Source organism: Streptomyces sp. NPDC005803, assembly GCF_040630435.1.
GTDB lineage: Bacteria > Actinomycetota > Actinomycetes > Streptomycetales > Streptomycetaceae > Streptomyces.
Genome location: NZ_JBEXXO010000003.1, coordinates 80088 through 92134, shown reverse-complemented (window position 1 = coordinate 92134; position 12047 = coordinate 80088). Strand labels below are relative to the sequence as shown.

Below are 12047 nucleotides of genomic sequence, written 5' to 3'. Positions count from 1 at the left end.
GGCGGGGTCAGCCCTTCTCGGCGGTGGTTGCCGTTCCGGTCGTGGTGAGGTCGACGGGACGTACGCCGAAGTGGGCGAGCATGACGGTGCAGGAGCGGCAGGGTGCGGCGTAGCTGCCGTGGAGGGGGTCGCCGTCCTCGCGGATGCGGCGTGCGGTGAGGCGGGCGTGCTTCAGCGCGCGGCGGGCCTCGCCGTTGGTGAGCGGTTTGCGCTGGGCCCGCTTGGAGCGGCTGCTCTCCGCGGCGGTGAGGTGCCGGGAGAGCAGTATGGCTTCGGGGCAGCGGCCGGTGAAGCGTTCGCGCTGGCCGGTGGGGAGGGTGTCGAGGAAGTCCTGGACGAGGTGGTGGAGTACGGGGGGCTGGTCGCCCTTGCCCGCGGTGCAGGTGAGGGTCTCGCCGCGTACGGACAGTGCCGCGGCCACGGCGGGCAGGATGCCGTCGCGGCGGTGGGTGAGGCGGGGGGTGTGGCCGCTCTCGTTGCTGCTCCAGCTGAGTCGTGGGTCCCCGGTGGTGACGGTCTGTGCGGAGTGTGCGGTGTGCATGGTGCTTGTCCCTCCCGTGCCCGCAGCGGCTGGTGCCGGATGGGCACGCCCCCGTGTATGCGGGTGACAGCCTGCCAAATGTGCCGGGTTCTGTGAAAGCTGGGTCGGTGAAACGTGTCTGCGTGTCGCGTATCAGAAGCCTGTTCGTCGCTCGTGCGTCACGTTGTTGTGACGGTTGGTGACGGAAGTGGCTGGGGGGCGGAGGGGCGGGGTGTGTGACGGGCTCACCGCATAGGCTGTGCCTGGACCGCCCCCATGGGCAGGTCGGTCCTCATCAGCCAGACGCAGCAGGGGGCAACCGCCATGACGACAGGTCGGCTCGGGCAGCAAGCCGCGCCACCGAACGCGGCCTACGCCGGGCAGCTCGTGCACTTCCCGGATCCGGTCCGGGCGTCCCGCCACCCGAGGGGTGTGCGCATGGACGGGAACGGCTGTCCGGACTTCGCGCCGTACGCGCGCGCCGCCGCTGAGATCGCGGAGCCTCCGCAGGGGTTCGGTGTGGATGAGCTGCGGCTCACGGACTACGTGTCGGCGAACGCGGCGTCGGCGGCGAGCGGCCATGAGCTGTGGGACACGATTCCGGCGGTGGCGACCCCGCACGGCTGGACCTGGCATCACGTGCCGGGTGGCCGGCGGATGGAGTTGGTGCCGGTCGAGGTGAAGGCGTTGCTGCGGCACCACGGTGGTCTGGCGACGACCGCGGTGGACCAGAACAAGCGGGGTACGCGGCCGCTGCAGGAGACGCGGCCCGCGCACTTCCGGTTGCCGAAGGGCGCCGTGGCGGTGAGCGAGCAGCAGATCCAGGGGGTCGAGGAGGACCTCGGCTACCGGTTGCCGGGTGCGTACCGCTCGTTCCTGAAGGCGGCGGGTGGTTCGGCTCCGGTGGGTGCGGCGCTGGACGCGGAGCTGGGGCTTCTGGTCGATCAGCCGTTCTTCACGGTGCGTGAGGAAGCCGGCGTGAACGACCTGGTGTATGTGAACAAGTGCCTGCGGGATCACCTGACGAAGGACTACCTGGGGGTCGGTTTCGTCCAGGGCGGCATTCTGGCGGTGAAGGTCCGTGGGGACGGCGTCGGTTCGGTCTGGTTCTGTGCGTACGACGACGCGCGCGACCAGGACGGCTGGAGCGTTCAGGAGCGGGTGGAGCGGCTGTTGTTGCCGTGCGGCGCCGATTTCGACGCGTTCCTCCAGCGTCTGGCGGGTAATCCGCCGGAGCTGGAGACGGTGGCGAACCTGATGGTGGACGGCGGCTTCGCGCGTGCTGTCCCGGTGGAGGGGTGAGCGCGATGGTGACCTTTGCGCAGGCGCAGGAGCGCGCGGACGAGTGGGTCAACGGCGATGTCGCGGCGTATCAGCACCGGGAGGTGCGGGTGCGTGAGTTCGAACTGGGTTTCGTGGTGTGGGCCGAGGACCGTGCCGAGGGTCCGGTGTCGGACGGCGGGCGCCAGCGGTTGGTGATCGCCCGGGACAGTGGCGAGGCCACGCTGTGGCCGGGGTTGCCGGTGGGCGAGGTGATCCGGCGGTACGAGGAGGAGTACGGCTCCGCGGTCGGCGCGCCGTCCGCGCCCGAGCCGCCGCAGCGTATCGACCTGAACCAGACGTCTTTCCTGCTGAGCCCGCCGGAGTGGCTCCAGGAGGCGGCGGACAAGCTGGGTATTCCGGACCGGCGGGCCGAGGCGGCGGGCCAGGCGCCCGCTCCCGCCGTCCCTTCCCCGTCTTCTCCCTCTTCCCCTTCGTCCCCCTCCGCGCAGGGCGGGCCGGTGCCGTACGAGCCGACGGCTTCCCCGGGTGTGCGGGCGTCCGCGCCGCAGCCGCCCGTCGGGGCCACTCCGTGGGCGGGTACCGACACGAACGCGGGTTCCGACGAGGGTGAGGTGGGGTTGCCCGCCACGGTGTTCGCGCCGCCGCTCTCGGGTGCGGACGACGAGGGCGTGCCTCCGCGGGTGGTGTCGGCCGACGCTCCGACGGCGCTGATGTCGGGTGGCAGTCAGCTGCCCGCGACGGCGATCGCACCGGGTCTGCCTCCTCGGGGTCCCGGGGCTCCGGGGCCCGTGTCCGGTGGTCCTGGTGCTCCGGGGCCCTCGGCTCCGGTGCCGGGCCGTCCGGCCGGTCCCGGTGACATCGCGGACGAGGCCACCAGCAAGGCGGTGGTCCGGCCGCGCGGTGCGCGTGGAGGCGGTGCGACGACTCCGCCGCCGCCGGGTGCTCCCGGTACACCGGGCGCCCGGCCGGGCGCGCCGCTGCCGCCGCCTTCGGGTCCGGCCGTGCCTCTGCCGCCGCCTTCGGGGCCGGGTGCTCCGGGTGCTCCGGCGGGGGGTTACGTGCCGACGCAGCTGGTGTCGCAGCTGGGCCCGCCCGGTGCTCCGCAGCCGCCGGCGCCACCGCCGCCGCCCGGTTCCACACCGCCGCCCGGCGACGGCCAGGTGCACCACGCGGCGACGATGCTCGCGGGTCCGGGCCCGGTGGGGCCGTCGGCTCCGCAGCCGCCCGGTCCGCCGGGCAGGCCCGGTGCGCCCGGTGTTCCGCAGCCTCCGGCGCCACCGGCGCCGCCCGGTTCCACGCCGCCGCCCGGTGGCGATGTGCACCATGCGGCGACGATGCTCGCGGGTCCGGGGCCGGTGGGGCCGTCGGCTCCGCAGCCGCCGGGTCCGCCCGGTCCGCCCGGTGCGCCGATGGGCCAGGGCGGGTCGCTCGGCGGGGCCCCCGGTCCCGTACCGCCGCCCGCGTACGGGTATCCGCAGGCGCCGGCCGGTCAGCCGACCGTCGGTCCGGGCTACCAGGCCGTGCTGCGGTACCGCGGGCCGGACGGCAGTGAGCAGCAGCTGATCCGTCGTTCGGCGCCGGGCACTCCGCATCCCGAGTGGCAGATGCTGCACGAGTTGCGGGCGATGAACGTGCCGCCGCAGCAGGTCATCGAGCTGCACACGGAGCTGGAGTCGTGTGAGCTGCCGGGTGGTTACTGTGCCCGGATGATCCGGGAGACGTGGCCGCAGGTGCGGATCACGAGCGTCGCTCCGTACGGCACCGACCACGCCAGCCGGCAGCAGGGCATGCAGCATCTGCTGACGCACCAGGGGGAGCTGCACCAGGTCGCTGACGGCCCGGCGCGGCCGGCGCCGGTGCGGGCTCCGCTGCCGCAGGTGCCGCCGGCGATGCAGGTTCCGCCGGAGGCGATCGCGGAGGAGATGCTGCAGACGTTCGGGCCGCAGGGCGTGCTGCGTTTCGATCAGCGTGCCGTGTCGCGCCAGGGTGTGCCGGAGATCGTGGCGCGGACCTTGGTGTGGGCGGGGCTGCCCGCTGATTTCGGGCCGTTCTTCTGGGCGCAGCCGGGTCAGCCGGTGGTGCCGACGCTGGCGGAGCTGGCCGCGCAGCGGCAGGTGCAGGCGGCTCCTGACGCGGGGTCGTACCTGGTGATGGGTTCCGACTTCGGCCGGGCGATCTGTGTGCAGTACGGGACGGCGCACATGGTGGCCGTGCCGGTGGAGGCGGGTCCGGGCGGGCAGTCGGTGCCGCCGCAGTTCGTGAACACGGGGCTGCCGGAGTTCGCGCGGTGCATGGCGTTGCTGGGAAGGATGTGGCGGCTGCGGTTCGGGTTGAACCCCGAGCAGGCGGGTCGTTGGACGGTCGACTTCCAGGCGCAGCTGGTGGCGCTGGACCCGGCGGCGTTGGCGTCGCCGGAGAGCTGGTGGTCGGTGCTGCTGGAGCAGATGTGGGACGGGCTGATCTGACGGCCGGTCTTCGCGGCGGTGCCGGGGTGTGGCGCTCCTTCCCTGCGGGGGAGGGGCGCCACACGTCTTTCCGTGGGCTGTGATGCCTGTCGCTTCCGTCCGGAAAGCGTCGAAACGATTCCGACTTCTTGGCCAATTGCCGCATCCTTGACGGAGTGCTGGATGGGTCGGTGAGTCGGAAAGAGGCGTCAAGGATGAGTTCTGCACCGGTGTCCGCGCACGGCTTCGTCGGGGTGCGTGGCCGTGGTTACCGTCCGGACCAGGTGGACCGGACGGTGGCCGCGCTGTCGGCGGAGCGGGACGGGGCGCGGGAGCAGGAGGCGCGGCTGGCGGCGCTGGCGGAGCGGCTGGTGGCCGAGTCGGCCCGGCTGGACGCGGCCGTTGCCGCGCTGGCGCCGCAGGACTACGCGTCGCTGGGGGAGCGGGCGCAGCGGATTCTGGCGCTGGCCGAGGAGGAGGCGCAGTCCGTGCGGTCCGCCGCCCAGGAGGAGTCGCAGGCGCTGCGGGACGAGGCGGATGCGGCGGCGCGGGCCTTGCGCGAGTCGGCGCGGGCCGACGCGGAGGCGATGCGTGCGGCCGCGACGGGCCATGCGGAGCAGGTGCTGGCGGCTGCCGAGCGGACGGCCGGTGAGGTGCTGGCCGCGGCCCGGCTGGAGGCGGCGAAGGTGCGGGAGGAGGCGGAGGCCGCGATGGCGGCGACGCGGAGCCGCACGGCGAGTGTGCTGGCGCACCAGGAGCAGGAGCACGGGGAGCGCTGGAAGGCTGTGGAGCAGGAGCTGTCGGCGGCCGAGGCGGCGCAGTCGGCGGAGCACGGGGAGTGGACGGAGCGGGCGGAGGCGGTGCTGGCCGCGGCGCGGCGGGCGCTGGCGGAGGCCGAGGAGGCCGCGCGGCACGGCCAGGAGGACGCCGAGGCGCGGGGGGCCGAGCTGATCGCGGAGGCTCGGGTGCGTGAGGAGCGGGTGGTGCGGGAGACGGAGCGGATCCTGCGCGAGCACGAGGAGGGGCGCGAGGACGTGCAGGCGCACATGGCGCACGTACGGAACTCGCTGGCGGCGCTCACCGGGCGGGCGGCTCCGTCGGAGGACTGAGGCGGTGCCGCGTCCGGCGGGTCACGGGCGTGGCCAGGGGCGCTTGGAGAGTTGTTCGATGCTGCTGTTGAAGCGCTTGAGGTAGCCGGCGAAGGCGGCGATGTCGGCGTCGGGCCAGTCGTGCATGACCTGGTCCAGGGACTGGACGACGCGGTCGCGTTCCGCGTCGAGGAGCTTGGTGCCCTTGTCGGTGATGCGGAATTTGCGGGCCATGCCGCCGTCGGGGTCGGGGATGCGGTCGGCGAGTCCGGCGCGGGTCACCGCGGCGGTCTGGCGGTTGAGGGTGGAGGTGTCGAGGCCGAAGGCGTCGCTGAGTTCGCCGTTGGACATGGGGCCCTGGACGCGCAGGCGGCTCAGCAGGATGTAGGCGCTTCGGTCCAGGAGGGCGTACTTGTGGCGTCCGCCCCGGTGGTCGGCGAGGCTGTGGCGTCCGAGCAGCATCTGCTCGTACTCCACTTCTTCGGTGGGCCTGGGCACGTCGGCGGCCTCCTGTTTCTGTGCCGGGGTTCGGCCGTACGCCGGAATCCGGGCGGCGGCTCATGGTCTCACGTGGTGTGTATCAGACACGTGGTGTGTATGACACAACAGACATGTACGATGCACGTCGCTGTCCCGGTAGCCGGGATCACGACTTCGAGGAGTTCCCCTTCATGGATGCCCCCCAGCCGACCGCCAGATCAGGCGGTGTGGTCGCCACGCTGGCCTTCGCCGGCACCGTGGCGGCGGTCATGCAGACCCTGGTCACCCCGCTCATCGCGGAGCTGCCGCAGCTCCTGGACACGTCGTCGTCCAACGCCGCCTGGGTGATCACCGTGACCCTGCTGGTCTCGGCCGTGTGCGTGCCGGTCTCCGGGCGGCTGGGCGACCTGCTGGGCAAGCGCCGGATGCTGCTCGTGTGCTCGGTGCCGCTGTTCGTCGGTTCGGTGGTGTGCGCGCTCTCGTCCACCGTCGTCCCCATGATCGTCGGACGTGGCCTGCAGGGCATGGGCATGGGCATGGTGCCGCTCGGCATCGCCCTGCTGCGTGACGTGGTGCCGAAGGAGAAGCTGAGCTCCTCCATCGCGCTGGTCAGCGCCTCCCTCGGCATCGGAGGCGCCCTCGGCCTGCCGATCGCCTCGGCGGTCGCCCAGTACGCGAACTGGCGGGTGCTCTTCTGGGGCTCCGCGGTGCTGGCCCTCACCATCTCCGCGCTGATCTGGTTCCTGATCCCGGACGTGCCGGCCGCCGCCAAGGGGCAGCGCTTTGACGTGCCCGGCGCCCTCGGCCTGGCCGTCGGCCTGGTCTGTCTGCTGCTCGCCGTCTCCAAGGGCGCCGAGTGGGGCTGGACCTCCGCGACGACCATCGGCCTGTTCGCCGCCTCCGTCGTGGTGCTCATCGGCTGGGGCTTCTGGGAGCTGCGCACCACGGACCCGCTGGTCGACCTGCGCACCACGGCCCGCCCCCGCGTCCTCATCACCAACCTCGCGTCGCTCTTCGTCGGCTTCGGCATGTACGCCGGCATGCTGATCGCGCCGCAGCTGCTGCAGTTCCCCGAGGCGACGGGCTACGGCCTGGGCCAGTCGATGCTCCAGGCGGGCCTGTGGATGGCCCCCGGCGGCATCATGATGATGATCGTCTCCCCGTTCGGCGGGAAGCTCACCGACGCGCGCGGCCCGAAGTTCACACTGATCTCCGGTGTGCTGGTCATCGCCGCGGCCTACGGCATCGGCATCCTCCTGATGGGCTCCGCCTGGGGCCTGATGCTGTTCCTCATGGTCAGCAGCAGCGGTGTGGGTCTTGCCTACGGTGCGATGCCCGCCCTGATCATGAGCGCGGTCCCGGCGTCCGAGACGGCCGCCGCCAACGGGTTCAACACCCTCATGCGTGCTCTCGGCACCTCGATCGGCGCCGCGGTGATCGGTGCGATCCTCGCGCAGATGACCACCGAGACGGCCGGCTTCACGTTCACCTCCGAGGCCGGATTCCGTACCGGCCTGGTGTTCGGCTGCGGTGTCGCCCTCGTCGCCGTGGCCATCTCCGCCTTCATCCCGGCCGTGCGCGGCGCCGCCGCCACCGGCGAGAAGGCCGACGCCGCCGCCTCGCCGGAGGTGGCCGCGGCCAAGGGCTGACCTGGCCCGCGCCCGCGTACGACGACGGCCCGGCTCCGACCCCTGAGGGGGTGCGGGGCCGGGCCGTTCGCCTGCGGCGGTGCCGACGGGCCAGCTGGGCCGGCCGGTGACGGTCCGGCGCGGGGGCGACGGCGGCCGTCCGTGCCGCGAGATCCCGGCAGATCGTTGTCGGAGGGAGCCCGCTCCGTCGGAGAGCAGCACCTCGGGCAGCGCGAGATCTGGGTCGGACTCGGCGATCACCGCGTTGGACGGGCGGATGGCCGGTCGAAAAGCGGGCCGGCCGATTCAGCCTTGACCGGGAAGTACCGGTGGAAAGGGGTGGTCGGTCGATGCGGTTACGTACCGGGGGGGCAGGGTCGGGTGGTAAGTGCATCAACTTGCCTCTCAGGGTGGGCGGGGCTATGTTTCAAAGGTGAGTCGATCGACTTACCATTCGCCGTAAGGAAGTAAGGCAGTGACGAATCGTCTGGCGGGCAAGCGCGCCCTCATCACCGGTGGCACGAGCGGAATCGGTCTGGAGACCGCGCAGCGTTTCGTTGCGGAGGGGGCTCGTGTACTGGTCACGGGGGTCACTCCCAGGAGCATCGAGAAGGCGCGGCAGATCCTGGGGGAGGGTGTGCCGGTGGTGCGGGCGGACGCGCGTGATCTCGACGCGCAGCGCGCTCTGGTGGAGCAGGTGCGTGAACACTTCGGGCAGCTGGACGTCGCGTTCCTCAACGCCGGCGTCTCGGACTGGCGGCCTTTCGAGGCGCACACGGAGGAGAGCTTCGACCGCCTCTTCGACATCAACGTCAAGAGCGTCTTCTTCCTCACCCAGGCCCTCGTACCGGTCCTCGCCCATCCGGCGTCGGTGATCCTCAATTCCTCCAACAGCGCACACGGCGGCTACGGAGCGTCGAATGCCTACGCCGCCACGAAGGCGGCCGTCAGCTCGTTGATGCGGTCGTGGAACGCGGACCTGCTGACCTCGCACGGCGTCCGCTTCAACGCGATCAGCCCGGGGCCGGTGGACACGCCGCTGTACTCCTCTGCCAAGCTCGGGATCGAGGACCCCGCGCAGCAGGCCGCGGTTCTGGACGGGATCAGTTCCGGCATCCCGCTGGGGCGCATGGGCCGGCCCGAGGAGATAGCGGAAGCCGTCGTCTACCTCGCGTCCGACGCCTCCGCGTTCACCGTGGGCCAGGATCTGGTGCTGGACGGCGGTCAGACGATTCTCTGACGTGGGAGTGGAGGGAGCAGGAGTGGAGACGGGTGCGGAGGTAGGCGTCGCTTCCTGTGGCGGGAAGGGACAGACCGGGTACCACGAGCGGGTCAAGGCCCAGAACCTTGAGCGCATCATCTGCGCTGCGCGGGACCTGTTCCTGGAGCAGGGCTACGACCGGACCTCCCTCGCACAGATCGCCAGGAAGGCGGGCGTCTCCACCGGCACCCTGTTCAAGCGTCACCCCTCCAAATCCGCCCTGTTCAAGGCTGTCGCGGCCCAGCAGTGGCAGCTGGACGTGCAGTACGCCGAACCGCCCGCGCCGGGCGATCCCCAGGACGGGCTCACCCGGATCGGCCGCGACTACGCCTGCCTGCTCGGGCGGCCGGGCACCGCGGCCCTGTTCCGTCTGGTCGTTGCCGAGCTCCCCCGTCTGCCGGAACTCGCGGACAGCGTCGGCACCGGTTTCGCCATCGACCGCGGCCCGTTCTTCGAACGGCTCCGCAGCTATCTGGAGGCCGAGGCGGAGGCCGGCACGCTGCACTTCCGCTCGGCTGACGGCCGAGGTCTGACGGCGGCGGAGGTGGCCCAGCAGTTCCTGAGCCTGATCGGCGGACAGCTCATGTGGCCCCAGATGATCCAGAACGACTTCATCCCGCCCGGCCCCGAGGAAACCACGATCGTGGACGAAGCTGTCGCCCTCATGGTCAGCCGCTACGGCACCGTCGTCTGACGCACGGAGAACTTCACCCGGGAAAGCACGATCGGCAGGTGTGAACGGCGGCGATTCTCTCCACCCGCGGCGTCACGCGATGGGCCATGGGATCGAGGAGCCGATGCCGCGCTCATGTCCGGCCCAGGTGACGAAGGCGCGGCGAGGGGGGATTTCCGCCACCCGCTCACAGGCCTCGTCGGTGGCAGTCATCTTCGGACCGCGCGCCGGCCACGTTCGCCTCATGCCCGCCTGCGACAGCGTCCACGACGCCGTGCTCGCGGGCCGCGCGGGCGTCATGGACGGCCCGAGGCCGTCGATATCCTGGCCGCGCTCGCCCCGACTCTCGCCGGCAGAGCTGGACACGTCCAGCCCGGACGGATAGACAGGGCCCTGCTCGGTCCCGCAGTGCGGCCGAATCCGCGATCGCCGCCATCGGCGAGCATCACTGCCAGATCGGTGGCGATCCGGCCCGGATCATGCCCGGTCCCGCGCGGCCGAAGCGGCCCGGGCGCGGTGGAAGACGCGGCGGTGAGCCCCGTGGCATCAGCGAGATCCGCCGGCAACCGTGCCCGGCGTGAGCGACCACCCCCGAACCATCGGCAGTGACCTGGCTCTTGGGACGCAACCCCATAGCCTGCACGTGGGAAGGGCCCTCCGCCTGGACCGACAGAACCCCTCAGCAAGGTTCATCGCCCCAGTTCAGGAAGGCGCTTTCGCGTTTCCGCCCCGTAGACAGCCGTCCTCAAGAGAAATGGCGCGGCTGAGGGCCCGCACCAGAGCCGTGACCTCCGCACGGGCGCGGCGGTGACCGGTCGTGGCCACCCCGATGTGGCGGACCGGAGCCGGCGGCCTGACGGGGACGGTGCTCAGCCCCGGCACCGGTGGGGTCAGCGCGATGGACGGGATCAGCGAGACGCCCATGCCCGCGGCGACGAGCGAACGGGCGAAGAAGTAGTCGCTCGTCGTGCCGCGCACCTCGGGATCGAAGCCCGCCCGCTCGGCGTAACGGCGCAGGTACGCCTCGGTCTTGAGGCAGCCGAGCACCCAGGGTTCGGCCGCGAGTTCGGCCAGGTCGAGTGCGTCGCGGCCGGCCAGGCGGTGCCCCTGGGGCAGGACGACGTGCAACGGGTCGTCCATGAGCGCGGTCCACTCCAGAGCGGGGCTGCCGCCCGCCCGGCCGGGCAGCGGGCCGTCGAAGTGGTAGGCGAGCGCGAGGTCCACGGCGCCCTGGCGGACCAGTGGCAGGCTGTCCTCCGGCTCGAACTCCCGTACATGCAGCACGATTTCGGGATGGGCCGCCGCCAGTTCGGTGAGGGCGCCGGGGAGCAGCAGCCTGCCGCCGCTGGTGAACGTGGCGACGGTGAGCTGGACCCGGCCCGTGCCGAGCTCGGTGACCTGCCGCCTGGCGTGCTCGATCTCGGCGGCCACCGATTCGGCCGCGCCGACCATGATCCGGCCGGCCGGGGTGAGGGTGACTCCGCGCGTGCTGCGCGTGACGACCAGGGAGCCGAGCCCGCGCTCCAGAGCGGCCACGTGCTGCGAGACGGCCGAGGCGGTGAGGTGCAGGGCCGCGGCCGCCCGGTTGAAGCTGCCGTGCTCCGCCACCGCCCGCAGGACCCGGAGCCGCTGCACATCGATCAACAGTTTCCCTTACTACGTGTCCAGTCAGTGGCCACTTCTGCCGGCGACCGTACGTCTCCAGGATGGGGGCATGCAAAGGATCTGCGTCATCGGCGGTAGCCGGTACTTCGGGAAGCTCCTGGTCCAGCGGCTGTGTGCCGCCGGACACCAGGTCACGGTCGTCAACCGCGGCTCGGCCCCGCCGCCGCCCGGCGTCGAGCACCTCGTCGTCGACCGCGACGACGAGGCCGCCCTCCTCGCCGCGCTCGGGACGCGCACGTTCGACGTGGTCGTCGACCAGGTCTGCTACACCCCGGTGCAGGCCGAGATCGCCGTCCGCGCCTTCTCCGCCCGTACCCGGCGCTACGTGATGACCTCCACCATCGAGGTCTACGACCCGGCGACCACCGCCCTGCCGGCCCTCACGCGGGAGGCACCGGTGCCGGAGGAGCGCGTCGACCCGGCGGTCTGGACGGTGCGGACGGATCTCCCCTGGCACGACGGGGCGTACCGCGAGGCCCACTACGCGGAAGGCAAGCGGCAGGCGGAGGCCGTCTTCACCCGGGGCGCGCCGTTCGGTTTCGTCTCCGTGCGCAGCGCCCACGTACTCGGCGGCGGCGCGCGGGAGTTCACCGGCCGGCTGGCGTACTACACCGAACGCCTCGCCCGGGGGCTGGAGATCGCCGTGCACGCGCGGGAGATGCCGACGGTGTTCATCCACTACGAGGAGGTGGCCGGCCTGCTCCTGTGGGCGGCGACGGCCACCGGCTTCACCGGCCCGCTGAACGCCTGCTCCGACGGTCTGCTCGACGTGCGGGACGTGACCGGAGCCGTCGCCGCGCAGTGCGGCCGGCAGCCCGTGTACCGGACCGCGGCCGCGGGCGAGCCGGTCGGCCCGTTCTCCTTCGACCGGTACTACGCCATGAGCAACGACCGGGCGAAGGCACTGGGTTTCGTCTTCTCGCGCACCGCCGACTGGCTGCCCGGAGCGGCCGCCGCCTCCCTCCCCGCGCCCACCACCCCCGCGGCCTGAGGAGCGCATCCGC

At 72.2% G+C, this 12047-nt stretch carries 10 protein-coding genes and 1 pseudogene; 7 read left to right on the top strand and 4 right to left on the bottom strand.

Annotated features, from left to right (window positions below):
• Nucleotides 1–7: 7 nt before the first annotated feature.
• Nucleotides 8–541, bottom strand: coding sequence for a YwqJ-related putative deaminase (locus tag ABZ454_RS05760; RefSeq protein ID WP_356322344.1), 534 nt, complete (start codon nucleotides 539–541; stop codon nucleotides 8–10).
• A gap of 303 nt (nucleotides 542–844) precedes the next feature.
• On the opposite strand from ABZ454_RS05760, the gene ABZ454_RS05755 reads away from it, so the two are divergent.
• From ABZ454_RS05755 to ABZ454_RS05745, 3 genes are all read left to right on the top strand, one after another.
• Nucleotides 845–1822: an SMI1/KNR4 family protein gene (locus ABZ454_RS05755; protein WP_356322343.1), complete on the top strand. Its 978-nt coding sequence runs from the start codon at nucleotides 845–847 to the stop codon at nucleotides 1820–1822.
• A gap of 5 nt (nucleotides 1823–1827) precedes the next feature.
• Nucleotides 1828–4269 (top strand): SUKH-4 family immunity protein, encoded by a 2442-nt coding sequence (locus tag ABZ454_RS05750; protein WP_359536247.1) that lies wholly within the window; start codon nucleotides 1828–1830, stop codon nucleotides 4267–4269.
• Between the two features lie 194 nt (nucleotides 4270–4463).
• Complete coding sequence (locus ABZ454_RS05745) at nucleotides 4464–5357, top strand: cellulose-binding protein (RefSeq protein ID WP_359536246.1); 894 nt, start codon at nucleotides 4464–4466, stop codon at nucleotides 5355–5357.
• Between the two features lie 21 nt (nucleotides 5358–5378).
• Here ABZ454_RS05745 and ABZ454_RS05740 read toward each other — a convergent pair whose 3' ends face one another.
• Nucleotides 5379–5834 (bottom strand): MarR family transcriptional regulator, encoded by a 456-nt coding sequence (locus ABZ454_RS05740; protein WP_359536245.1) that lies wholly within the window; start codon nucleotides 5832–5834, stop codon nucleotides 5379–5381.
• Between the two features lie 173 nt (nucleotides 5835–6007).
• Here ABZ454_RS05740 and ABZ454_RS05735 point away from each other — a divergent pair, with 173 nt between their 5' ends.
• From ABZ454_RS05735 to ABZ454_RS05725, 3 genes are all read left to right on the top strand, one after another.
• Complete coding sequence (locus ABZ454_RS05735; protein ID WP_359536244.1) at nucleotides 6008–7465, top strand: MFS transporter; 1458 nt, start codon at nucleotides 6008–6010, stop codon at nucleotides 7463–7465.
• Nucleotides 7466–7919: 454 nt separating this feature from the next.
• Nucleotides 7920–8684, top strand: a complete 765-nt coding sequence (locus ABZ454_RS05730; protein WP_359536243.1) for an SDR family oxidoreductase — start codon at nucleotides 7920–7922, stop codon at nucleotides 8682–8684.
• Between the two features lie 22 nt (nucleotides 8685–8706).
• A complete protein-coding gene (locus ABZ454_RS05725; protein WP_359536242.1) occupies nucleotides 8707–9399 on the top strand; it encodes a TetR/AcrR family transcriptional regulator in 693 nt (230 codons plus the stop codon).
• Nucleotides 9400–9772: 373 nt separating this feature from the next.
• Here the strand turns inward: ABZ454_RS05725 and ABZ454_RS05720 are convergent.
• Nucleotides 9773–10012: pseudogene (locus tag ABZ454_RS05720) on the bottom strand (IS1380 family transposase); the annotation flags it as partial.
• A gap of 68 nt (nucleotides 10013–10080) precedes the next feature.
• Nucleotides 10081–11022, bottom strand: coding sequence for a LysR family transcriptional regulator (locus ABZ454_RS05715; protein WP_359536241.1), 942 nt, complete (start codon nucleotides 11020–11022; stop codon nucleotides 10081–10083).
• Between the two features lie 70 nt (nucleotides 11023–11092).
• Here ABZ454_RS05715 and ABZ454_RS05710 point away from each other — a divergent pair, with 70 nt between their 5' ends.
• Nucleotides 11093–12034 carry an NAD-dependent epimerase/dehydratase family protein gene (locus tag ABZ454_RS05710; RefSeq protein WP_359536240.1) on the top strand — a complete coding sequence of 314 codons (942 nt, stop codon included), beginning with the start codon at nucleotides 11093–11095 and terminating at the stop codon, nucleotides 12032–12034.
• Nucleotides 12035–12047: the final 13 nt, after the last annotated feature.